This is a genomic window from Streptomyces pseudogriseolus, from assembly GCA_002154585.1.
Lineage (GTDB): Bacteria > Actinomycetota > Actinomycetes > Streptomycetales > Streptomycetaceae > Streptomyces > Streptomyces pseudogriseolus.
In genome coordinates this window covers 24120-47408 of record MUNG01000193.1, presented here as the reverse complement: position 1 = coordinate 47408, position 23289 = coordinate 24120, and the positions used below count along the sequence as shown (strand labels likewise).

General features: G+C 72.2%; 21 protein-coding genes. 15 read left to right on the top strand and 6 right to left on the bottom strand.

Translation table 11 applies throughout. The features are described from left to right. Window positions 1-6: 6 nt before the first annotated feature. The 8 genes from murG (at window position 7) to CCN29_RS18315 (ending at window position 7166) form a co-directional block, all read left to right on the top strand. Window positions 7-1101, top strand: coding sequence for an undecaprenyldiphospho-muramoylpentapeptide beta-N-acetylglucosaminyltransferase (gene murG, locus CCN29_RS18350; RefSeq protein ID WP_006131291.1), 1095 nt, complete (start codon window positions 7-9; stop codon window positions 1099-1101). 25 nt (window positions 1102-1126) lie between these two features. Next, window positions 1127-1921: a cell division protein FtsQ/DivIB gene (locus CCN29_RS18345; RefSeq protein WP_086683106.1), complete on the top strand. Its 795-nt coding sequence runs from the start codon at window positions 1127-1129 to the stop codon at window positions 1919-1921. 290 nt (window positions 1922-2211) lie between these two features. Continuing rightward, window positions 2212-3408: a cell division protein FtsZ gene (ftsZ, locus tag CCN29_RS18340; protein WP_086683103.1), complete on the top strand. Its 1197-nt coding sequence runs from the start codon at window positions 2212-2214 to the stop codon at window positions 3406-3408. Then, a complete protein-coding gene (gene pgeF / locus CCN29_RS18335; RefSeq protein ID WP_086683100.1) occupies window positions 3405-4142 on the top strand; it encodes a peptidoglycan editing factor PgeF in 738 nt (245 codons plus the stop codon). Before ftsZ ends, pgeF begins: the two co-directional genes overlap by 4 nt. Further along, on the top strand, window positions 4139-4858 hold the full coding sequence (locus CCN29_RS18330) for a YggS family pyridoxal phosphate-dependent enzyme (protein WP_031018417.1): 720 nt from the start codon (window positions 4139-4141) through the stop codon (window positions 4856-4858). The genes pgeF and CCN29_RS18330 overlap by 4 nt, the downstream gene beginning before the upstream one ends. Before the next feature lie 128 nt (window positions 4859-4986). Further along, on the top strand, window positions 4987-5628 hold the full coding sequence (locus CCN29_RS18325) for a cell division protein SepF (RefSeq protein WP_006131296.1): 642 nt from the start codon (window positions 4987-4989) through the stop codon (window positions 5626-5628). Window positions 5629-5677: 49 nt separating this feature from the next. Next, window positions 5678-5968: a YggT family protein gene (locus CCN29_RS18320; protein ID WP_004932337.1), complete on the top strand. Its 291-nt coding sequence runs from the start codon at window positions 5678-5680 to the stop codon at window positions 5966-5968. A 52-nt stretch (window positions 5969-6020) separates the two neighbouring features. Next, complete coding sequence (locus CCN29_RS18315; RefSeq protein WP_006131297.1) at window positions 6021-7166, top strand: DivIVA domain-containing protein; 1146 nt, start codon at window positions 6021-6023, stop codon at window positions 7164-7166. Between the two features lie 248 nt (window positions 7167-7414). Here the strand turns inward: CCN29_RS18315 and ileS are convergent, their stop codons facing one another. Further along, window positions 7415-10558 (bottom strand): isoleucine--tRNA ligase, encoded by a 3144-nt coding sequence (gene ileS / locus CCN29_RS18310; protein ID WP_086683097.1) that lies wholly within the window; start codon window positions 10556-10558, stop codon window positions 7415-7417. A 577-nt stretch (window positions 10559-11135) separates the two neighbouring features. Between ileS and CCN29_RS18305 the strand changes: the two genes are divergently transcribed. The 6 genes from CCN29_RS18305 (at window position 11136) to CCN29_RS18280 (ending at window position 16602) form a co-directional block, all read left to right on the top strand. Further along, the gene (locus tag CCN29_RS18305; RefSeq protein ID WP_006131301.1) at window positions 11136-11945 is read left to right on the top strand and encodes a TraR/DksA family transcriptional regulator; all 810 of its coding nucleotides are present in this window, start codon (window positions 11136-11138) and stop codon (window positions 11943-11945) included. A gap of 87 nt (window positions 11946-12032) precedes the next feature. Next, the gene (gene lspA, locus CCN29_RS18300) at window positions 12033-12674 is read left to right on the top strand and encodes a signal peptidase II (protein WP_006131302.1); all 642 of its coding nucleotides are present in this window, start codon (window positions 12033-12035) and stop codon (window positions 12672-12674) included. Window positions 12675-12727: 53 nt separating this feature from the next. Further along, entirely contained in the window at window positions 12728-13672 is a 945-nt protein-coding gene (locus tag CCN29_RS18295; protein WP_006131303.1) for an RluA family pseudouridine synthase, read from the top strand. After that, a complete protein-coding gene (locus tag CCN29_RS18290) occupies window positions 13669-14136 on the top strand; it encodes a GNAT family N-acetyltransferase (protein ID WP_006131304.1) in 468 nt (155 codons plus the stop codon). The genes CCN29_RS18295 and CCN29_RS18290 overlap by 4 nt, the downstream gene beginning before the upstream one ends. A gap of 78 nt (window positions 14137-14214) precedes the next feature. Next, window positions 14215-15807 carry a Na+/H+ antiporter gene (locus CCN29_RS18285; RefSeq protein ID WP_006131305.1) on the top strand — a complete coding sequence of 531 codons (1593 nt, stop codon included), beginning with the start codon at window positions 14215-14217 and terminating at the stop codon, window positions 15805-15807. A 51-nt stretch (window positions 15808-15858) separates the two neighbouring features. Then, window positions 15859-16602: an SDR family NAD(P)-dependent oxidoreductase gene (locus CCN29_RS18280; protein WP_031018422.1), complete on the top strand. Its 744-nt coding sequence runs from the start codon at window positions 15859-15861 to the stop codon at window positions 16600-16602. A gap of 7 nt (window positions 16603-16609) precedes the next feature. Here CCN29_RS18280 and CCN29_RS18275 read toward each other — a convergent pair whose 3' ends face one another. Further along, window positions 16610-17740 carry a mechanosensitive ion channel family protein gene (locus tag CCN29_RS18275; protein WP_031061928.1) on the bottom strand — a complete coding sequence of 377 codons (1131 nt, stop codon included), beginning with the start codon at window positions 17738-17740 and terminating at the stop codon, window positions 16610-16612. Window positions 17741-17847: 107 nt separating this feature from the next. On the opposite strand from CCN29_RS18275, the gene CCN29_RS18270 reads away from it, so the two are divergent. Further along, window positions 17848-18423 (top strand): dienelactone hydrolase family protein, encoded by a 576-nt coding sequence (locus tag CCN29_RS18270; protein WP_031018427.1) that lies wholly within the window; start codon window positions 17848-17850, stop codon window positions 18421-18423. Between the two features lie 13 nt (window positions 18424-18436). On the opposite strand, the gene CCN29_RS18265 is transcribed toward CCN29_RS18270, so the two are convergent. The 4 genes from CCN29_RS18265 to CCN29_RS18250 all read right to left on the bottom strand — a co-directional run bounded on the left by CCN29_RS18265 (window position 18437) and on the right by CCN29_RS18250 (window position 23221). Then, on the bottom strand, window positions 18437-20119 hold the full coding sequence (locus tag CCN29_RS18265) for an alkaline phosphatase D family protein (RefSeq protein WP_031061931.1): 1683 nt from the start codon (window positions 20117-20119) through the stop codon (window positions 18437-18439). A gap of 89 nt (window positions 20120-20208) precedes the next feature. Then, window positions 20209-21021: a thioredoxin domain-containing protein gene (locus tag CCN29_RS18260; protein ID WP_006136126.1), complete on the bottom strand. Its 813-nt coding sequence runs from the start codon at window positions 21019-21021 to the stop codon at window positions 20209-20211. A 94-nt stretch (window positions 21022-21115) separates the two neighbouring features. Continuing rightward, the gene (locus CCN29_RS18255) at window positions 21116-21823 is read right to left on the bottom strand and encodes a hypothetical protein (protein ID WP_031018432.1); all 708 of its coding nucleotides are present in this window, start codon (window positions 21821-21823) and stop codon (window positions 21116-21118) included. A 66-nt stretch (window positions 21824-21889) separates the two neighbouring features. Continuing rightward, the gene (locus CCN29_RS18250; RefSeq protein ID WP_006136123.1) at window positions 21890-23221 is read right to left on the bottom strand and encodes a DUF2252 domain-containing protein; all 1332 of its coding nucleotides are present in this window, start codon (window positions 23219-23221) and stop codon (window positions 21890-21892) included. Window positions 23222-23289 lie beyond the last annotated feature (68 nt).

Sequence of the window (23289 nt, the reverse complement as noted above, 5' to 3'; positions counted from 1 at the left end):
ATTTCGGTGCATGTCGTACTCGCCGGCGGAGGAACCGCGGGCCACATCGAGCCCGCGCTCGCCCTCGCGGACGCGCTGCGCAGGCAGGATCCGTCCGTGGGCATCACGGCCCTGGGCACGGAGCGCGGCCTGGAGACTCGTCTCGTACCCGAGCGCGGGTACGAGCTCGCGCTGATCCCCGCCGTCCCGCTGCCACGCAAGCCCACCCCCGAGCTGATCACCGTCCCGGGCCGGCTGCGCGGCACCATCAAGGCGGCCGAGCAGATCCTGGAGCGCACCCGGGCCGACGCCGTGGTCGGCTTCGGCGGCTACGTCGCCCTGCCCGGCTATCTCGCGGCCAAGCGCCTCGGCGTGCCGATCGTCATCCACGAGGCCAACGCCCGCCCCGGCCTGGCCAACAAGATCGGCTCCCGGTACGCGGCCCAGGTCGCCGTCGCCACCCCGGACAGCAAGCTGCGGGGCGCGCGCTACATCGGCATCCCGCTGCGGCACACCATCGCCACCCTCGACCGGGCCGCCGTGCGCCCGCAGGCGCGCGCCGCGTTCGGCCTCGACCCCAATCTGCCGACGCTGCTGGTCTCCGGCGGCTCGCAGGGCGCCCGCCGGCTCAACGAGGTGGTCCAGCAGGTCGCCCCGTGGCTCCAGCAGGCCGGGATCCAGATCCTGCACGCGGTCGGCCCGAAGAACGAACTGCCGCAGGTGCAGCAGATGCCGGGCATGCCCCCCTACATCCCGGTAAGTTACCTGGACCGGATGGACCTCGCGTACGCGGCGGCCGACATGATGCTCTGCCGCGCGGGCGCGATGACCGTCGCCGAACTCTCCGCCGTCGGACTCCCGGCCGCCTACGTCCCGCTGCCCATCGGCAACGGCGAACAGCGGCTCAACGCCCAGCCGGTGGTGAAGGCCGGCGGCGGACTGCTGGTCGACGACGCGGACCTCACCCCGGAGTGGGTGCAGCAGAACGTCCTGCCCGTGCTCGCCGACCCGCACCGGCTGTACGAGATGTCCCGCGCCGCAAGCGAGTTCGGCCGCCGGGACGCCGACGACCTGCTCGTCGGCATGGTGTACGAGGCGGTCGCCGCCCGTGCCCACAGGTAGAGGCATGTGACGGAGGGCAGGAAGCGTGGCCGGATCGACGACCGCCGAGCGCGGTGAACGCAAGCGGGAGTCGTCCGGCCCGCCGCCCGTACGAGCCGTACGACGACGGCGTCTTCGTCTGATGATCGCATCGGCGATCGTCCTTCTGTTCCTCGGCAGCGGCACCTTCTGGCTGCTGTACGGATCGGATCTGGTGCGTGTGGAGCGCGTCTCGGTCACCGGGACCGACGTCCTGACGCCGGACCAGGTCCGCGGAGCGGCCGATGTGCCGCTCGGGGAACAGCTCGTCTCGGTCGACACCGGGGCCATCGAGGGGCGGACCGCCGAGGCGCTGCCCCGCATCGACACCGTCGAGGTGGTCCGTTCCTGGCCCGACGAGATCGCGCTCCGGGTCACCGAACGCACCGCCGTCCTCCTCGTCCACCAGGGCGGCAAGTTCGTCGAAGTGGACGACGAGGGCGTCCGGTTCGCCACCGTCGAGAAGGCGCCCAAGGGAGTGCCCGCCCTGGAGATGGACCTCTCCCGTTCCGGGTCCGCGGCGGCCAGCCTCCGGCGCTTCGGCGAGGACCGTCTCGTGCGCGAGGCGGTACGCGTGGCCGGCGCCGTCCCCGAGTCCCTCGCGCCTGAGACGCGCACCGTCAAGGTCCGTTCCTACGACGACATCTCGCTGGAACTCACGGACGGCCGTACCGTCGACTGGGGAAGCAGCGAGAGGGGGGCGCGGAAGGCGCGCGCCCTCACCGCGCTGATGAAAGCGGAGCCGGACGCGCGTCACTTCGACGTCAGCGTTCCCAGCGCCCCGGCGTCATCAGGGAGTTGACGCACATCAGCGCAGGCCAGCACCCTGGTTGGGCAGCGACACGGCTGATCACATAGGGTGAAAAGAAAAACGGGAGGTTCGGCGTGTTCGTTGAACGTGCGCCACGTGTCGACTTAGTGTCCTGTTCAGAAGACTCCAGGGAACAGACACACTGGTAACCCTAAACTTCAACGTTAGGGTTCGGGTCGGCGCTACGGACCGTCCCAATCGGCATCAGTCGTCGGATCGCGGGGGCAGCAGTTGCTCCGGCGGCCCCGGCGACACGTAACTCGAGGCGAGAGGCCTTCGACGTGGCAGCACCGCAGAACTACCTCGCAGTCATCAAAGTCATCGGTGTCGGCGGCGGTGGTGTCAATGCCATCAACCGGATGATCGAGGTCGGTCTCAAGGGCGTCGAGTTCATCGCCATCAACACCGACGCGCAGGCGCTGTTGATGAGCGACGCCGACGTCAAGCTCGACGTCGGCCGTGAACTCACCCGCGGACTCGGCGCCGGAGCGAACCCGGCCGTCGGCCGCAAGGCCGCCGAGGACCACCGCGAGGAGATCGAGGAGGTCCTCAAGGGGGCCGACATGGTCTTCGTGACGGCCGGTGAAGGCGGCGGCACCGGCACCGGCGGCGCGCCCGTCGTGGCCAACATCGCCCGCTCCCTCGGCGCCCTCACCATCGGTGTGGTGACGCGCCCGTTCACCTTCGAGGGACGGCGCCGCGCGAACCAGGCCGAGGACGGCATCGCGGAGCTCCGCGAAGAGGTCGACACCCTCATCGTGATCCCCAACGACCGGCTGCTGTCCATCTCGGACCGCCAGGTGTCGGTTCTCGACGCCTTCAAGTCGGCGGACCAGGTCCTCCTCTCCGGTGTCCAGGGCATCACCGACCTCATCACCACCCCCGGCCTCATCAACCTCGACTTCGCCGACGTCAAGTCGGTCATGTCCGAGGCCGGTTCGGCCCTCATGGGCATCGGCTCGGCCCGCGGCGACGACCGCGCGGTGGCCGCCGCCGAGATGGCCATCTCCTCCCCGCTGCTCGAGGCGTCCATCGACGGCGCCCGCGGCGTGCTGCTCTCCATCTCCGGCGGATCCGACCTCGGCCTGTTCGAGATCAACGAGGCCGCCCAGCTGGTCAGCGAGGCCGCCCACCCGGAGGCCAACATCATCTTCGGCGCGGTGATCGACGACGCCCTCGGCGACGAGGTCCGGGTCACCGTCATCGCGGCCGGCTTCGACGGCGGCCAGCCGCCCGCCAAGCGGGACAACGTCCTCGGTTCCTCCTCGGTCAAGCGCGAGGAGCCCGCCCCGGCCGGCCGGCCGGAGAGCCGCCCGTCCTTCGGCTCGCTCGGCAGCGTCACGCCGAAGGAGGACCCGGAGCCGGCCCCGGCCGCCGAGCCCGTGGCCGACATCCCGGCCGTCCAGCCCCCCGTCCCGCCGTCCCGGAGCTACGACAGCGCGGCCGAGGAACTGGACGTCCCGGACTTCCTGAAGTGATAGGACGGCGCGAGAGCGTGAGCGGCGCGCACTTCGGCTTCACCGACCGGTGGGGCGGGGTGAGCGCCGCTCCGTATGAGGAGCTCAACCTGGGGGGCGCGGTCGGGGACGATCCGCAGGCCGTGCGCACCAACCGGGAACTGGCCGCCAAGGCGCTCGGCGTTGAACCGGCCCGCGTGGTCTGGATGAACCAGGTGCACGGGGCCGACGCGGTCGTCGTCGACGAGCCGTGGGGCGACCGTCCGGTGCCCGAGGTGGACGCGGTCGTCACCGCGCGGCGCGGACTCGCCCTCGCCGTGCTCACCGCCGACTGCGTGCCGGTGCTGCTGGCCGACCCCGTCGCGGGCGTCGTGGCCGCGGCGCACGCGGGCCGGCCCGGACTGGTCGCCGGGGTGGTCCCGGCCGCCGTACGCGCCATGACCGGACTCGGCGCCGACCCGGCCCGGATCGTCGCGCGCACCGGACCCGCGGTGTGCGGACGGTGCTACGAAGTGCCGGAGCGGATGCGCGCCGACGTGGCCGCCGTCGAACCGGCGGCGTACGCCGAGACGAGCTGGGGCACCCCGGCGGTCGACGTCGTCGCGGGTGTGCACGCGCAACTCGAGCGTCTGGGCGTCTCCGGCGCCGAGCGCTCGCCCGTGTGCACACGGGAGTCGGACGATCACTTCTCGTACCGCCGCGACCGCACCACCGGGCGGCTCGCGAGTTATGTGTGGCTGGACGCGAGGACATGACGGACCGTAAGGACGAACTCGCCGCGAACCTGGCGAGAGTGGAGGAGCGGATCACCGCCGCGTGCGACGCGGCCGGTCGCGGACGCGACGAGGTGACGCTGATCGTGGTCACCAAGACCTGGCCCGCGAGCGACGTGCGCGCCCTCGCGGAGCTCGGTGTGCGGCACGTCGCCGAGAACCGCGACCAGGACGCCGCCCCGAAGGCGGCGGCCTGTGCGGATCTGCCCCTCGTGTGGCATTTCGTCGGTCAACTTCAGACCAACAAGGTGCGTTCGGTGGTCGGTTATGCCGATGTGGTGCAGTCCGTCGACCGTGCCCGTCTTGTGTCGGTGCTCTCCAAGGAGGCCGTCCGGGCCGGGCGCGAGGTCGGCTGCCTGATCCAGGTCGCGTTCGACGCCGGTGCCGACGGCCGGGGCGAGCGCGGGGGCGTGGCGCCCTCCGGCGTCGCGGAGCTGGCCGGCCTGGTGGCCGGGGCCGAAGGGCTGCGGCTGGACGGCCTGATGACCGTCGCGCCGCTCACCGGGGAGTACGCGGGCCGCCAACAGGCGGCGTTCGAGCGGTTGATGGATTTGTCGACCGACCTGCGCCGGACCCATCCGGCTGCGAACATGGTCTCGGCAGGGATGAGTGCGGACCTCGAACAGGCCGTGGCCGCCGGAGCGACACATGTGCGCGTCGGCAGTGCGGTACTCGGAGTCCGCCCCAGGCTCGGGTAACGTCGCCAAGAAGTCGGACCACAGCAGAAAATATGGTCATTTCCGCCCAACAGCGGAACAAGGACCCAGTGGATCGCGGGCACTTGGCGGTCGTCAGCGGATCCACCACAGAGCGGAGGACTCGGAGCATGGCCGGCGCGATGCGCAAAATGGCGGTCTACCTCGGCCTCGTGGAGGACGATGGGTACGACGGCCGCGGATTCGACCCAGACGACGATTTCGAACCGGAACTCGACCCGGAGCCGGAGCGGGACCACCGGCGGCACGAGCCGCCGCACCAGTCCCACGGAACACATCAGCCCCAAAGGGACGAAGAGGTACGAGTCGTCCACCCGCCCGCGCCCCGCGAACCGGTGTCCCGTTCCGCTTCGCTGCCCGCGGAATCGCCACGCCCGGCGCGGATCGCGCCCGTGGCATCCATCACACAAGAACGCGCCAGCCTGGAGAAGAACGCACCGGTGATCATGCCCAAGGTCGTGTCGGAACGAGAGCCTTACCGGATCACCACGCTTCACCCCCGGACCTACAACGAGGCCCGTACCATCGGGGAACACTTCCGTGAGGGCACCCCGGTGATCATGAACTTGACTGAGATGGATGACACAGACGCGAAGCGACTTGTCGACTTTGCAGCCGGTTTGGTGTTTGGTCTTCACGGCAGCATCGAGCGGGTGACGCAGAAGGTGTTCCTGTTGTCGCCTGCTAACGTCGATGTCACGGCGGAGGACAAGGCCCGCATCGCAGAGGGCGGGTTCTTCAACCAGAGCTGAGACGCAGGACCGGACCGAGAGCGGCACAGGGGAGAGGGAAAAGCAGGCCATGAGCGTGTTCGCGCAGGTGATCTACATCGCGCTGATGGTGTTCCTCATCGTGCTGATCTTCCGTTTGGTCATGGATTACGTGTTCCAGTTCGCCCGCTCATGGCAACCCGGCAAGGCGATGGTGGTCGTCCTGGAGGCCACCTACACTGTCACCGATCCACCGCTGAAGCTTCTGCGGCGGTTCATCCCGCCGCTGCGTCTCGGGGGCGTGGCGCTCGACCTGTCCTTCTTCGTACTGATGATCATCGTCTACATCCTCATCTCGATCGTGGGCAATCTCGCGAGGTGACTGTGGACGATACGGTCTTGCCGACTGCCGATGACTACGTTGAGGTGAAGAGATGCCGTTGACCCCCGAGGACGTGCGGAACAAGCAGTTCACGACCGTCCGCCTCCGAGAAGGCTATGACGAGGACGAGGTCGATGCCTTCCTCGACGAGGTCGAAGCCGAACTGACGCGCCTGCTGCGCGAGAACGAGGACCTGCGCGCCAAGCTGGCCGCGGCCACGCGCGCCGCGGCGCAGAACCAGCAGAACATGCGCAAGCCTCCGGAGCCGCAGGACCAGCAGCAGCAGGGTCCGCCTCCGGGCATGCCCCAGCAGGGCATGCGAGGTCCCGGCGCTCCGGTGCCCGCCGGCATATCGGGCCCGCCGCAGCAGCAGATGGGCGGCCCCATGGGTGGCCCGCCCCAGCTGCCGAGCGGTGCTCCCCAACTGCCCGCCGGCCCCGGCGGACAGGGCGGCCCGCAGGGTCCCGGCCCCATGGGCCAGGGTCCCGGGCCGATGGGCCAGGGTGGCCCGATGCAGGGGCAGATGGGCCCTGGCGGCCCGATGGGCGGTCCCATGGGCGGTCCGGGTCTCCCCGGTCAGGGCGGCCCCGGTGGCGACAGCGCCGCGCGCGTCCTGTCGCTGGCCCAGCAGACCGCCGACCAGGCGATCGCGGAGGCCCGTTCCGAGGCCAACAAGATCGTGGGCGAGGCGCGTTCGCGTGCCGAGGGCCTCGAGCGTGACGCCCGTGCCAAGGCCGACGCCCTGGAGCGGGACGCGCAGGAGAAGCACCGCGTCGCGATGGGCTCCCTGGAGTCCGCCCGCGCCACGCTGGAGCGCAAGGTCGAGGACCTGCGCGGCTTCGAGCGCGAGTACCGCACGCGGCTGAAGTCCTACCTGGAGTCGCAGCTGCGCCAGCTGGAGACGCAGGCGGACGACTCGCTCGCCCCGCCGCGTCAGCCCGCGAGCGCCGCTCCGTCGCTGCCGCCGTCCCCGGCGCCCTCGATGGCCCCGGCCGGCGCGGGTGCCCCGTCCTACGGCGGCAACCAGACGATGGGCGGTGGCCCCGGCGGCCAGTCCGGCCCGTCGTACGGCGGTCAGCAGCAGATGCAGCCTGCGATGACCCAGCCCATGGCTCCGGTCCGTCCGCAGGGCCCCTCGCCGATGGGTCAGGCGCCCTCGCCGATGCGTGGCTTCCTGATCGACGAGGACGACAACTGACGGCCCCCGTGGCCATGGGTACGGCGTAGCAGTCGGCAGCGTTCAGGGCGGGGCCCCGGGTTCACCAACCCGGGGCCCCGCCCTTGTGCTACGCGCGTTCCTGCCGGTTCGCCCCCGTTGGCGCCATGTGTTCGGATACGGCGGGCTTGTCCGACGCACGCAACGCCGAAGGCCCGGACCGCCGGAGTTTTTCTCCGGGCGGATCCGGGCCTTCACCGTGTGACGCCGGTTGCGCCCTGCTCGGACGCTTACGCCTTGCGCAGACGGAACGTCAGGGACAGCCCCTCGTCCGTGAACGGGGCGCCGTAGGAGTCGTCCGCCTCGCCCCGGGCGAAGTCCGTGGCGAGCACCTCGTCGGCGATCAGCTCCGCGTGCTCCGTCAGCGCGTCCGCCGTCGCGGCGTCGTCCGACGTCCAGCGCAGGGCGATCCGGTCGGCCACGTCCAGGCCGCTGTTCTTGCGGGCCTCCTGGATCAGCCGGATCGCGTCACGGGCCAGGCCGGCCCGGCGCAGCTCCTCGGTGATCTCCAGGTCCAGGGCCACCGTGGCGCCCGCGTCGGACGCCACCGACCAGCCCTCGCGCGGCGTCTCCGTGATGATCACCTCGTCCGGGGAGAGGGTGATCGTCTCACCGTCGACCTCCACCGAGGCCGTGCCCTCGCGCAGCGCCAGGGACAGCGCGGCGGCGTCGGCGCCCGCGACCGCCTTGGCCACGTCCTGGACCCGCTTGCCGAACCGCTTGCCCAGCGCGCGGAAGTTGGCCTTGGCCGTGGTGTCCACCAGCGAGCCGCCCACCTCGGACAGCAGCGCCAGCGACTCGACGTTCAGCTCCTCCGTGATCTGCGTGTGCAGCTCCGGGTCGAGGGTGTCGAAGCCGGCCGCCGCGATCAGGGCCCGCCGCAGCGGCTGCCGGGTCTTGACGCCCGACTCGGCGCGCGTGGCGCGGCCCAGCTCCACCAGGCGGCGCACCAGCGCCATCTGGCGGGACAGCCGCGGGTCGACGGCGGACGGGTCCGCCTCCGGCCACGAGGACAGGTGCACCGACTCCGGCGCGCCCGGGGTGACGGGGACGATCAGGTCCTGCCAGACCCGCTCGGTGATGAACGGGGTGAGCGGGGCCATGAGCTTGGTCACCGTCTCCACGACCTCGTGCAGGGTGCGCAGCGCGGCCTTGTCGCCCTGCCAGAAGCGGCGGCGGGAGCGGCGGACGTACCAGTTGGAGAGGTCGTCGACGAACGCGGACAGCAGCTTGCCGGCCCGCTGGGTGTCGTAGCTCTCCAGCGCCTGGGTCACCTGGTCGGTGAGCGCGTGCAGTTCGGACAGGAGCCAGCGGTCGAGGACGGGGCGGCCGGCCGGGGCCGGGTCGGCCTCGCTCGGCGCCCAGTTCGACGTGCGGGCGTACAGGGCCTGGAAGGCGACCGTGTTCCAGTACGTGAGGAGCGTCTTGCGGACGACCTCCTGGATGGTGCCGTGGCCGACGCGGCGCGCGGCCCACGGCGAGCCGCCGGCGGCCATGAACCAGCGGACCGCGTCCGCGCCGTGCTGGTCCATCAGCGGGATCGGCTGGAGGATGTTGCCCAGGTGCTTGGACATCTTGCGGCCGTCCTCGGCGAGGATGTGACCGAGGCACACCACGTTCTCGTAGGAGGACTTGTCGAAGACCAGCGTGCCGACCGCCATCAGCGTGTAGAACCAGCCGCGGGTCTGGTCGATGGCCTCGGAGATGAACTGCGCCGGGTACCGGCTCTCGAACAGCTCCTTGTTCTTGTACGGGTAGCCCCACTGCGCGAACGGCATCGAGCCCGAGTCGTACCAGGCGTCGATGACCTCCGGCACGCGCGTGGCCGTGGCGCCGCAGCCGTCCTGCGGGCAGGCGAAGGTGACCTCGTCGATGTACGGGCGGTGCGGGTCGAGGCCCGACTGGTCGGCGCCCGACAGCTCGGTCAGCTCCGCGCGGGAGCCGACGACCGTGAGGTGGTCCTCCGCGCAGCGCCAGATCGGCAGCGGGGTGCCCCAGTAGCGGTTGCGGGACAGCGCCCAGTCGATGTTGTTGTTCAGCCAGTCGCCGAACCGGCCGTGCTTGACCGTGTCCGGGAACCAGTTGGTGTTCTCGTTCTCCTCGAGCAGCCGGTCCTTGACGGCGGTGGTGCGGATGTACCAGGACGGCTGCGCGTAGTAGAGCAGCGCGGTGTGGCAGCGCCAGCAGTGCGGGTAGCTGTGCTCGTACGGCAGGTGCTTGAAGAGCAGGCCGCGCCCGTCGAGGTCGGCGGTGAGCTGCTCGTCGGCCTTCTTGAAGAAGACGCCGCCGACCAGCGGCAGGTCCTCCTCGAAGGTGCCGTCGGGGCGGACCGGGTTGACCACGGGCAGGCCGTAGGAGCGGCAGACCTTGAGGTCGTCCTCACCGAAGGCGGGGGACTGGTGGACCAGACCGGTGCCGTCCTCGGTGGTGACGTACTCGGCGTTCACCACGTAGTGGGCGGGGTCGGGGAACTCGACCAGCTCGAAGGGGCGCCGGTAGGTCCAGCGCTCCATCTCGGCGCCGGTGAAGGACTGCCCGGTCTTCTCCCAGCCCTCGCCGAGGGCCTTCTCCAGCAGCGGCTCGGCGACGACCAGCTTCTCCTCGCCGTTCGTGGCGACGACGTAGGTGACCTCGGGGTGGGCGGCGACGGCCGTGTTGGACACCAGGGTCCACGGGGTCGTCGTCCAGACGACCAGCGCGGCCTCGCCGGCCAGCGGGCCGGACGTCAGCGGGAAGCGGACGTAGACCGACGGGTCGACGACCGTCTCGTAGCCCTGGGCCAGCTCGTGGTCGGACAGGCCCGTGCCGCAGCGGGGGCACCAGGGGGCGACGCGGTGGTCCTGGACCAGCAGGCCCTTGTTGAAGATCTCCTTCAGCGACCACCAGACGGACTCGACGTACTCCGGGTCCATCGTGCGGTACGCCTCGTCGAGGTCGACCCAGTAGCCCATGCGGGTCGTCAGCTCGGCGAAGGCGTCCGTGTGCCGGGTCACCGACTCACGGCACTTGGCGTTGAACTCGGCGATGCCGTACGCCTCGATGTCCTGCTTGCCGGAGAAGCCCAGCTCCTTCTCGACGGCCAGCTCCACCGGCAGGCCGTGGCAGTCCCAGCCGGCCTTGCGGGCCACGTGGTAGCCGCGCATGGTGCGGAAGCGGGGGAAGACGTCCTTGAAGACGCGGGCCTCGATGTGGTGGGCGCCGGGCATGCCGTTGGCGGTGGGCGGACCCTCGTAGAACACCCACTCGGGGCGGCCCTCGGACTGCTCCAGGCTCTTGGCGAAGATCTTCTGCTCGTCCCAGAACCTGAGCACCGTGTGCTCGAGGGCGGGCAGGTCGACCTGGGCGGGTACCGGGCGGTACGTCGGCGTTGTCATCAGCGGGCTTCCTCCGGCGGACTTGCTGCCTTCCGACCGGAGGGACGAGAGCTGTGAGTCCTTGCGCCGCCGTCGGCGCGCTCCCGCGGTACCACCCTCCTTGGCCCTCCGGTGCTTCCCGCGCTCCGGTGAGCCCCCTCATTGAGGCCGCGATGCCGGTTCTACCGCCCCGTGCAGGGGTTTCTTCCGGCGGCTCCGGGGTGATCTTCACGTCGCGCTCGCCCCCGGGCTCACACCGTCCCCGGGTCGCTCTGGGCTGCGTACGCCGCTACTCGTCCCCATCCACGCTTTTCGCTCCGCCCAGTGTACGGCGCGGCGCGGCGGGCGGCCGACCGCTTTTCCCGCGACGGTACGCCGGGAATGCCCCGAATGGAGCGGTACGCCTGTTCGGAACGCCGGCACGTCCGTGCGGGCGGCATACCCCGCGGACAGCTGGGCACAACGCATGCAGGTCGCCGCGCGGCGTGCGCGAGGCGAGGCGGCCGGGCGGTGCGCCCCGTTGCCGCAGGGCCTGAGTCGATTTATCGTCCCAGCACGATTCGCGCGCAAGATCACAATATGTGAAGGGGCCGCGGCCATGGTGGCGAAGAAGGGTGCGGCGGCCGAGGCCGCCGAGGCGAAGGCCGGCGCGGCCGAGGCCGCGTCCGGGACGACGGCGTCGAAGGGTGCCACCGCGAAGGCCGGCGGCCGCAAGGCCACCGCGAAGAAGCTCGCCGGCGGCAAGCCGGCACGGGGCGCCGCCGGGAAGGCGGCCGCCCCGGACCGGGGTGCGGGCGGCCGTCGCGGCGCCCGCGAGGGGAACGGTGCGGCCAGGACCAGCGGGTCCGCTCAGGACGGGGCCGGGCACAGCGCGGCCGACGACGCGGACGCGGCCGAGGCCGCGGCGCAGACGGGAGTGACGACGGTGGGTGCTGCGAAGAAGACCCCTGGTCCGGCGGCCGCGGCGGCGGCGACCGCCGTGCCCAAGGCCCGGCACGGTGCGGTGGAGCCGGGCGAGCTCGCGGTGCGTCCCGGCGAGGAGCCGTGGACGGACGAGGAGGTCGACGAGGCGCGGGCGGAGCTGATGTCGGAGGTGCTGCGGCTGCGCGAGGAGATCAGCTCCTCCGAGCGGTCGCTGGCCGGCCTGATGCGCGACTCCGGGGACGGCGCGGGCGACGACGACGCCGACACCGGCACCAAGAACATCACGCGCGAGCACGAACTGGCCCTCGCCGCGAACGCGCGCGAGATGCTCGACCAGTTCGAGCGGGCGCTCCAGCGGCTCGACGCGGGCACCTACGGCCTGTGCGAGAACTGCGGCAAACCCATCGGCAAGGCCCGTATGCAGGCCTTCCCGCGGGCCACCCTGTGCGTCGAGTGCAAGCAGAAGCAGGAGCGCCGGTACTGAGCCGGTACCGAGCCGGTACGGAAGGGCGGCCGCGCAGGCCGTGCCGTACCCTCGTCCTCAGTCAAGGACCTAGGCTGAGGGACTCACGTGGCAGAGGCGGAGCGCATCATCGGTACGCCGGACACTCCGGACGCGGACCGGGACGGGCAGGACCGGGACCAGGAGGACCGGGACCTGCGGGACCGGGACGGCGGGGAGCCGGCCGGCGCCGACGGTACGACGGCGGAGGCGCAGCGGCCCCGCGGCAGGCGGCGGATCGCCGTGCTGTTCGCCGTCGCCGCCTTCGCCTACCTCCTCGACCTGGTCAGCAAGATGATCGTGGTCGAGAAGCTGGAGCACCACGAGCCGATCGAGATCGTCGGCGACTGGCTGCGCTTCGAGGCGATCCGCAACGCGGGCGCGGCCTTCGGCTTCGGCGAGGCGTTCACGGTGATCTTCACGGTCATCGCGGCGGCCGTCATCGTGGTGATCTTCCGCCTGGCCCGCAAGCTCTACAGCCTGCCCTGGGCGATCGCGCTCGGCCTGCTCCTCGGCGGCGCCCTCGGCAACCTCACCGACCGGATCTTCCGCTCGCCGGGCGTCTTCGAGGGCGCGGTCGTCGACTTCATCGCGCCGAAGCACTTCGCCGTGTTCAACCTGGCCGACTCGGCCATCGTGTGCGGCGGCATCCTGATCGTGCTGCTGTCCTTCCGGGGTCTCGACCCGGACGGCACCGTCCACAAGGACTGAGGGCCCCGTCACTCCCGTGCGGGAGTGACGCACCCGTCCGGCATACTCGACGGGTGAGCACGATTCCCGAGATCCGTACCCTGCCCGTGCCCGACGGCCTGGAGGGCGAGCGCGTCGACGCCGCCATCTCCCGCATGTTCGGCTTCTCCCGTACCAAGGCGGCCGAGCTCGCCGCCGCGGGGAAGGTCACGGTCGACGGGTCGGTGGTCGGAAAGTCCGAGCGGGTCAGCGGGGGCGCCTGGCTCGAGGTGGAGATGCCGCAGGCGCCCGCCCCGGTGCAGGTCGTGGCCGAGCCGGTCGAGGGCATGGAGATCGTGCACGACGACGACGACGTGGTCGTGATCGTCAAGCCCGTCGGCGTCGCCGCCCACCCCTCCCCGGGCTGGACCGGCCCCACCGTGATCGGCGGTCTCGCCGCCGCCGGGTACCGCATCTCGACCTCCGGCGCCGCCGAGCGCCAGGGCATCGTGCACCGCCTGGACGTCGGCACCTCCGGCCTGATGGTGGTCGCCAAGTCGGAGTACGCGTACACGTCGCTGAAGCGCCAGTTCAAGGAGCGCACGGTCGACAAGCGCTACCACACGCTCGTCCAGGGCCACCCGGACCCGACCAGCGGCACCATCGACGCCCCCATCGGCCGCCACCCGCAGCACGACTACAAGTGGGCGGTCACCGCCGACGGCAAGCCGTCCGTCACGCACTACGACCTGATCGAGGCGTTCCGCGCCGCGTCCCTGCTCGACGTGAAGCTGGAGACCGGCCGCACGCACCAGATCCGCGTGCACATGGCCGCCCACCGCCACCCCTGCGTCGGCGACCTGACCTACGGCGCCGACCCCACGCTCGCCAAGCGGCTGAGGCTGACCCGGCAGTGGCTGCACGCCGTGCGCCTCGGCTTCGAGCACCCCGGCGACGGACAGTGGGCGGAGTTCTCCTGCGACTACCCGGACGACCTCCAGCAGGCGCTCGACCAGGTCCGCGAGGAGACCTGGGCATGAGCGACGCCTTCACGGTCCGCGTCGCCGAGGACCCCGCCGACCGTGAGGCGTGCTTCGCGGTCCGCAAGGAGGTCTTCGTCGCCGAGCAGGGCGTGCCCGAGGACATCGAGTACGACGCCCACGACGCCGACGCCGTGCACCTGCTCGCCGTCGCCGAAGACGGCACCCCGCTGGGCACGGCCCGGCTGCTGCACGGCGCCGCGGCCGCCGCGAAGAACGGCGGCGACCTGTCGGCCGGCTCCCTCGGCCGGCTCGCCGTGCTGCGGCGGGCGCGCGGCCTCGGGGTCGGCGCGGCGCTCGTGCGGGCCGTCGAGCACGCCGCCCGGGAGCGCGGGCTCACCGGCGTCGACCTGCACGCCCAGACCCACGCCCTCGGCTTCTACGAGCGGCTCGGCTACCAGGCCTACGGGCCGGAGTTCCCGGACGCGGGGATGCCGCACCGGGCCATGCGGCGCGCGCTGTGACCGGGGCGGGGTGACCTCGGCGGCCGTGCGGCGCATGGCAGGCTGGAGAGCGCCCGACCCGTCCGACGCCCGGGAGCGGTGACCGTGGATCAGCTGGCCCTGCTGTTCGCCCTGTTGCTCGGGGCGCTCGTGAGCGTCCCCGTGGGGGAGCGGCTGAGGCTGCCGGCGCCGGTGCTGATGACGGTGTTCGGGATCGTCCTGGCGCTGCTGGAGTTCGTGCCGAACGTCGACGTCCCGCCGGAACTGATCCTGCCGCTGCTGCTGCCGCCCCTGCTCTACGCCGCCGTGCGGCGCACCTCCTGGCGCCAGTTCGCGGCCAACGTCCGGCCGATTCTGCTGCTGGCCGTGGCGCTGGTCTTCGTCACCACCTTCTGCGTCGCCGCCGTCGCCCACGCGATCGTGCCGGGGCTGCCGCTGGCCGCCGCCGTCGCCCTCGGCGCGCTGGTCGCCCCGCCCGACCCGGTCGCGGCGACCGCGGTGGCCGGCCGGCTGGGGCTGCCCCGCCGCCTGGTGTCCATCCTGGAGGGGGAGGGGCTGTTCAACGACGTCACGGCGATCGTGCTGTACCACGTGGCCGTGGCCGCCGCCGTGAGCGGCTCCTTCTCGCCCTGGGCGGCCGGGCTCGACCTGGTGCTGTCGGCCGTGGTGGCGGTCGTCGTCGGACTGGCGCTCGGCTGGGCCACCAACAAGGCCATGGACCTGCTCGGCGACCCCACCCTCCAGGTGGCGCTGACCCTGCTGGTGCCGTTCGCCGCGTACGTCCTCGCCGAGGAGCTGCACGGCTCGGGCGTCCTCGGGGTGCTGGTCACCGCACTGTTCCTGGTGGAGTACGCCACCGACGCCGACGACGTGATGGCGCGGCTGGCCGGGCACACCTTCTGGGACATCGTGGACACCCTGGTCACCGGCGTGGCGTTCGGGCTGGTCGGCCTGGAGCTGCACAACGCGGTCAACACCGCGGCCGGCCACTGGGGCGAGCTGCTCAGCTGGTCGGGGGTGGTCGTCGGGGTGGTCGTGCTGGTGCGGCTGGCGTGGCTGCTGCCGGCGACCTGGCTGACCAAGCGGCTGCACACCGCCCGGGACGTCGGCGAGGAGATCCCGCTCAGCTGGCGCGAGACCGTGGTGATGTGGTGGTCCGGGATGCGCGGGGTGGCGTCCGTCGCGCTGGCGCTGGCCATCCCGCTGGAGACCGACTCCGGCGCCGGCTTCCCCGCCCGCGGCGAGATCGTCTTCATGGCGTTCGGGGTGGTGCTGGGGACGCTGCTGGTGCAGGGGCTCACCCTGCCGTGGCTGGTGGGCAGGCTCGGGGTGCGCGGCGACACCGGACGGGAGAAGGAGCTGGAGCGCCGGCTCGCCGTCCGGGCGGCGAAGGCGGCCAAACGCAGGCTGCGGGAGATCGAGGACGTGGAGGAGCTGCCGGAGGAGCTGTCCGAGCAGCTGATGCGCCGCGCGTTCGACGTGGGCGTGCGGATCAGCCCGGACATCGCGGACGACGAGCGGCGCGAGGCGGTCCGGCAGCGGGCCAGGCGGCTGAAGCGGATCCGGCGCATCGAGCAGGAGATGCTGAGCGCCGCCCGGCACGAGGTGCTCACCGCGCGCAGCGAGCCGGGCGCCGACCCGGAGGTGGTGGACCGGGTGCTGCGTCATCTGGACGTGCGCAGTCTGCGCTGAGCGCCGCCGCGTTGCCGCCGTCCGCCGTCGCCCGCTCCGTAGGGTCGGGGCATGACACGCAATGTTGTGATCAGCGGCGGCGGCACCGGCATCGGGCTCGCCACCGCGCAGACGTTCGCCGCCGACGGCGACCGCGTCCTGCTCGTCGGACGGCGCGGTGACGTCCTGGAGCGGGCCGAGGTGCCCGGCGCGCTGACCTACGCCGCCGATCTGGCCGACCCCGAGGCCGTGCGCGGCGTGTCCGGGTTCGTGGGGCGCGAGTTCGGCGCCGTGGACGTGCTCGTGCACTGCGCGGGCGGCAACGGGCTCCTCGAACCGCCGGTGGGCGGCGACGACCCGCTCGACGCCGTCGCCCGCGACTGGACCGTCAACTTCCGGCTCAACGTGCTGACCGCCGTGCTGCTCACCGAGGCGCTGCGGGACCGGCTCGCCGTGCCCGGCGGGCGGGTGCTGTTCCTCAGCTCCATCGCCGCCCGGCGCGGCTCGGGCCGGGTGTCGTACGCGGCGGCCAAGGCGGGTCTGCACCCGTACGCCCATGCCCTGGCCCGGGAGCTGGGGCCGCACGGGATCACCGTGAACGTGGTCGCGCCCGGCTACATCGAGGACACGGCGTTCTTCGGCGACGACGGCGTCGACGAGGAGCGGCGCGCGCGGCTGGTCGCCGAGACGTCCGACAAGCGCGCCGGCCGGCCCGGCGACGTCGCGGCGACCCTGCACTGGCTCGCCTCGCACGGCGCCGGGCACATCACCTCGCAGATCGTCCAGGTGAACGGCGGCGCCGAGCGCGGCTGCTGAGCGCCGCTCAGCGCGGCTGCCGGGGCGGGTGGGCGTGGGCCCGGCGCGCCGCCGGCACCGGCATCCCGTCGGACGGCGCGATCTCCAGCCCGTCCCGGGGCGGCGGCACCGCGTCGGCGGTGTTGACCCGGGGCAGCGCGTAGGGGTGCTCGTCGGCCAGGAAGCGCATCATCCGCTCGCGGACCTCGACCCGGACCGTCCAGATGTCGTCCGCGTCCTTGGCCGTCACCAGCGCCCGGACCTCCAGGGTGCTCGGGGTGGAGTCCGTGACGGTCAGGTTGCAGGCGCGGCCGTCCCAGGCCGGGCACTCCCGCAGGATGTCGCGCAGCTTCGCGCGCATGGCGTCCAGCGGGGCGCTGTGGTCCACGTGCCAGAACACGGTGCCGGTCATCTGCGGGGTGCCGCGCGACCAGTTCTCGAACGGCTTGGAGGTGAAGTACGACACCGGCATGGTGATCCGGCGCTCGTCCCAGGTGCGCACGGTCAGGAAGGTGAGGGTGATCTCCTCCACCGTGCCCCACTCGCCGTCGACCACCACGGTGTCGCCGATGCGCACCATGTCGCCGAACGCGATCTGGAGCCCGGCGAACATGTTGCTCAGCGTCGACTGGGCGGCGACGCCGGCGACGATGCCGAGGATGCCGGCCGAGGCCAGCAGGGAGGCGCCGGCCGCACGCATCGCGGGGAACGTCAGCAGCATCGCGGCCACCGCGACCACGCCCACCACCGCCGACACCACGCGGCGGATCAGCGTCACCTGGGTGCGCACCCGGCGCACGCGGGCCGGGTCGCGCTCCCGGTGGTTGGTGGCGTACCGGGTGTAGGAGGTCTCCACGACGGCGGCGGCGATCCGGATCGCCATCCAGGCGGCGGACCCGATCAGCACCAGGGTCAGCGTCCGGCCGACGGCGACGTCGTGAGAGGTCAGCAGGCGGGTCTCGTCGTAGGAGGCTCTGAGCAGCACGGCGATGAGCAGCAGCTGGTAGGGAACGCGGGCCCGGCGCAGCAGGCCCCACAGCGGTGTCTCGTGGTGGCGTTCGTCGGCCTTCCGCAGCAGCCGGTCGGTGGCCCAGCCCAGCAGCAGCGTCAGCACCACCGAGCCGCCGACCACGATCAGCGGGCGCAGCACGTCATCCATGCCCCCGAACCTAACCGGCCTGCTCGGGCATGAACATGTGACTTCCGTCCGGACGCGGGTAGTGCCGCCCGCGGGACCCGTCACACCCGGCTGGCACCATGGGCTCCATGAACATCATGCTCTTCCACTCGGCCTTCGGACTGCGTCCCGCCGTGCACCGGGCCGCGGACCGGCTGCGCGCGGCCGGACACGAGGTGTGGACACCGGATCTCTTCGAGGGGCGCACGTTCGACACGGTCGAGGAGGGCATGGCCCACCGGGAGGAGACCGGCAAGGACGAGCTGCTGAGGCGGGCCGTGCTGGCGGCCGCGCCCTACTCGGAGCGCGGCCTGGTGTACGCCGGGTTCTCCTTCGGCGCCTCGGTGGCGCAGACGCTGGCCCTGGGCGACGAGAAGGCCAAGGGCCTGCTTCTCCTGCACGGCACGTCCGACATCGCGGAGAACGCCGCGGCGGACGGGCTGCCGGTGCAGCTGCACGTCGCCGAGCCGGACCCGTTCGAGACCGACGACTGGCTCACCGCCTGGTACCTGGGGATGGGCCGGGCCGGGGCCGACGTCGAGGTGTACCGGTACGCGGGCGCCGGACACCTCTACACCGACCCCGGCCTGCCCGACTACGACGAGGAGGCGGCCGAGGCCACCTGGCGGGTGGCGCTCGGCTTCCTGGACTCGCTGGAGGACTGAGTCCGGCGGGGCGTCACACCGGGTCGTAGGTGCGCTCGGCCTTCTGCGTGCCGCTGCGGGTGCGGTAGGAGCGGACCCACCGGGACGTGGCGTCCGCCGCCGTGCGGTCGGACAGCACGTAGTAGTCCATCTGCGCCCGCTCGGCGGTGACGTCCAGCACGCCGTAGCCGTGCCGGTCGGTGTCCACCCAGTGCACGTGCCGGTTGGCGGCCCGGATCAGCGGGGAGGCCAGCGCGGAGACGGTGCCCTCGGAGACCTTCACGATGTCGTCGAGGTTGTCGGAGGTCACCGAGGTGACCACGAACTCCGTGGCGGCCGACGGCGACAGCGGATAGGTGCCGGCGTTCACCGGGACGTCGTTGGCCCACGCCATGTGGATGTCGCCGGTGAGGAAGACCGTGTTGCGGATGGCGTTCGCGCGCAGATGGGCGAGGAGTTCACGGCGGTCGTCGGTGTAGCCGTCCCACTGGTCGGTGTTGAGGGCGAGGCCCTCCTGCGGCAGCCCCAGCAGCTTCGCGAGCGGCTTCAGCAGGCTCGCGGGCAGGGCGCCCAGCGCGAACGGCGAGATCATCACCGAGGTGCCGACCAGCCGCCAGGTGGTGTCGGACGCCGACAGGCCCGCCTTCAGCCAGTCCAGCTGGGCGCGCCCGGTGAGGGTGCGGTCCGGGTCGTCGACCTCGCCGTCGCCGAGGGAGACCTGCTGCGAGCGGAAGGAGCGCAGGTCGAGCAGCGACAGGTCGGCCAGCTTGCCGAAGCGCAGCCGGCGGTAGGTGGTGCCCTCGACCGCCGGGCGGACCGGCATCCACTCGAAGTACGCCTGCTTCGCCGCGGCCTGCCGGGCCGCCCAGGCGCCCTCCGCGCCCTCGGTGTGGTTCTCGGCGCCGCCCGACCAGGTGTCGTTGGCGAACTCGTGGTCGTCCCAGATCGCGACGACCGGCGCCGTGGCGTGCAGTGCCTGGAGGTCCGGGTCGGTCTTGTACGTGGCGTGCCGCAGCCGGTAGTCGGCGAGGGTGACGATCTCGTGGGCGGGGGAGTGCGGGCGGACGACCTGGTCGCGGGCGCCGTACTCGCCGGTGCCGTACTCGTAGACGTAGTCGCCCAGGTGCAGCCAGGCGTCCAGGTCGCCGCGGGCCGCGAGGTGGCGGTACGCCGCGAAGTGGCCGGCCTCCCAGTTGGCGCAGGACACCACGCCGAACCGCAGCCCGGTCACCGCGGCGTCGGCGGCCGGGGCGGTGCGGGTGCGGGCGACGGGCGAGTCGGCGCCGTCCGCGGAGAAGCGGAACCAGTAGTCGGTGGCGGGGCGCAGGCCGCGTATGTCCGCCTTGACGGTGTGGTCGGAGGCGGCGGTGGCGAGGACCGTGCCCCGCGCGACGACGTCGGTGAACGCCCGGTCGCGGGCGACGGTCCAGCTCACCTCGGTGTCCGGGCCGATGCCTGAGCCGGGGACCGCCTCCGGTACCGGGGTCACGCGGGTCCACAGCAGCACGCCGTCCGGCAGCGGGTCGCCGGAGGCGACGCCGTGCAGGAAGGCGGGGGCCGAGCGGGCGGCGCGGGCGGCCGGCGCGACGGCGAGCGGTCCGGCCAGGGCCGCGCCGGCGGCGGCCGCCTTGACGACCGTGCGGCGGCGCGGGGTGAGGGGGGCGGTGTCCGCGGTGGCGGAGACGGCGCTCTCGGTTCTTCCGTGTCGACTGGTCACAGCCGATCAGGTTACTGACGCGTACATGCCTGAGCGGGCGAACCCGGGAAAAGTTCGCCCGCTCTTCAGCCGTCCGTCGGACCGCCGTGTCAGCCCTTCAGCGCCTTGTCGACCGCCGCGGTGAACTCGGCCGCCGTCATGGGCGCGTTCTGCCCGTCGGAGCCGGTGAGCTTCTTGCCGTCCATCTTCACCGTCGGCGTGCCCTGGACGTCGCTGCTGTCGAACTTGTCCGACATCTCCAGCGCCCAGCGGTCGTAGGTGCCGTCCTTCACCGCCGCCTGGAACTCCTTGTTGTTCTTCAGGGCGTCCACGGTGTCGGCGACCTTGATCAGGTAGGCGTCGTCCTTGAACTTGTCGTCCGTCTCCTCGGGGTGGAACTCCGCCGAGTAGAGCGCCGACTTGTACGCCAGGAACGCCTCCGGGCTCACGTCCAGCGCGGCGCCCAGGGCGCTCAGCGCGTTCTTCGAGCCCTCGCCGGTGAGGTTGCGGTCCAGGAACGAGGCGCCTATGAACTGCACCTTGTACTTGCCGTCCGCGACGTCCTTCTCGATCGTCTCGCCCACGGCCTGCTCGAAGGAGGAGCAGATCGGGCAGCGCGGGTCCTCGTACAGCTCGAGGGTCTTCTTCGCGTCGGCCTTGCCGATGACGACGGTCGTGCCGTCCTTGCCGCTGGTGTTCGCCGGCTTGACCAGCTCGGCGTCCTTCGCGGCCTCCCAGTGGTCCGGCTTGTTCGCCTGGACCACCGCGTAGCCGATGCCGCCGGCCGCGGCCAGCACGCCGACCACCGACGCGGCGACGATCAGCTGCCGCCTGACCTTCGCCCGCTTCGCCTGGCGCTCGCGCTCCTCGCGCAGCCGCTCGCGCGCCGCCGTCTTGGCCGCCTGGCTGTTCCGCTTGCTCATGGTGATGTCTCCACAGGGGACGCACACGCTCGTGTGCGGAGTTCGTACGGGGGGACTGCTGATGCTCGGACGACCGCCCGGGGCGTGATCCGCCTCAGGCGGCGAGGGAGCACGGCGGCCCGCGCCGTCCCAGGGAGTGCGCGAGGAGCAGGGTGCGCGCCACGGCGGCGCGGTGCGGGGTGCGGACCGGCCGGCCCGCCTTCGGCGGCCTGCGCACGGTCACCACCGCGACGGCCAGCAGCAGCGGACGGACCGCCGTCGACGCCGTCGCCGCGAGCGCGCCCAGCAGCTGGGCCAGCGCCCGCTCCCCGCGGCGCAGCCAGGCGGCGGCCAGCAGGCCCACCCCGATGTGCGCGCCCAGGAGCAGCCAGGCGGTCGCGGGGCCGGCCTCGGCCAGCACCGCCGCCACCCGGTCGCCGCCCTCCGCGGCATGCCCGGTGACCCGGGCCAGCGGCACGCCCACACCGGTGCCGTCGCCGCACAGCACGTCGAAGCCGACGGCGCGCAGCGGGCCGGCCACCGGGCCGCCCATCCGGCCGTAGCAGACGTGCTGACCGGTGGTGAAGACCGTGTCGGCGGCCAGCTCCAGCGGGATCAGCAGGGCGGCGATCCGCCCGAAGGAACGTTCCCGCCCCGCGAGCGCGTAGGCCAGGCCGAACACGGCGGCGCCGATCAGGGCCACCGTGCTCAGCGGCAGCGGGGCTCCGGACAGCAGCACGTGCGACGCGGTGCTGAGGGTCACGACGACAGCCGTGAACAGCGCCGCGCGAACGGCTCTGAGCTGGGGTCCGGATATGTCCATGGCGGCTACGAGTGTGGCACGAGCTCCGTTAAGGGGTCCGTGAAGGGACCCTGTGAGTGCGGAAGGTTACAGGCCCGGAATCCGGCCGTTGCGGAACAGGTCGAGGAAGATCTGGTGGTCCCGGCGGGCCCGCGCCCCGTAGTCGTGGGCGAAGTCCACCAGCAGCGGCACCAGCGCCTCCTCGTCGGCCGCGATCGCCGCGTCGATGGCCCGCTCCGTGGAGAACGGCACCAGCGACTCGCCGGAGGTGTCGTCCGCCGCCGCGTGCATCGCCGCCGTCGCCCGGCCCAGGTCGGCGACCACCAGCGTGATCTCCTCCGGGTCGTCGAGGTCGCTCCAGTCCAGGTCCACCGCGTACGGCGAGACCTCGGCCACCAGCTGCCCGGCGCCGTCCAGCTCGGTCCAGCCCAGCCACGGGTCGGCGTGCGCCTGGAGGGCGCGCTGGGAGATCACCGTGCGGTGCCCCTCGTGCAGGAAGTACTCGCGCACAGCGGGATCCGTCACGTGCCGGGAGACCGCGGGGGTCTGCGCCTGCTTGACGTAGATCACCACGTCGTTCTCCAGGGCGTCGCTGTGCCCCTCCAGCAGGATGTTGTACGACGGCAGCCCGGCCGAGCCGATGCCGATGCCCCGGCGGCCCACGACGTCCTTCACCCGGTAGGAGTCCGGGCGGGCCAGGGACGCGTCCGGCAGCGTCTCCAGATAGCCGTCGAACGCGGCGAGGACCTTGTAGCGCGTGGCGGCGTCCAGCTCCACCGCGCCGCCGCCGGGCGCGAAGCGGCGCTCGAAGTCACGGATCTCCGTCATCGACTCCAGCAGCGAGAACCGGGTCAGCGACCGGGCGTCCCGCAGCACGTCCAGCAGCGGCCCCTGCGCGGTGTCCAGGGTGAACGGCGGCACCTCGTCCCGCTTCGCGCCGGTCGCCAGGGCGTGGATCCGCTCCCGGTAGGCGGCCGCGTACACCGACACCAGGTCCGTGATCTGCTCGTCGCTGAGCGCCTTGGCGTACCCGATCAGCGCCACGGACGCCACGAAACGCTTCAGGTCCCACAGGAAGGGGCCGACGTACGCCTCGTCGAAGTCGTTGACGTTGAACACCAGGCGGCCGCCCGCGTCCATGTACGTGCCGAAGTTCTCCGCGTGGAGATCGCCGTGGATCCACACGCGCGAGGTGCGCTCGTCCAGGTACGGGCCGCCCTGACCCTGCTGCCCGGCGGACAGGTCGTGGTAGAAGAGGCTCGCCGTCCCGCGGTAGAACGCGAACGCCGACGCCGCCATCTTCCGGAACTTCACCCGGAACGCGGCCGGGTCGGCGGCCAGGAGCTCGCCGAAGGCGGTGTCGAGGACGGCGAGGATCTCCTCGCCGCGGTGCTCGTCGCTGAGCTGCGGGACCGACATCGCTGGGTGCCTCCTGGTGCGGGATCTCGGGGACGGCTGGTCCGTCGCCTGCCTAACGTGCGGACGCG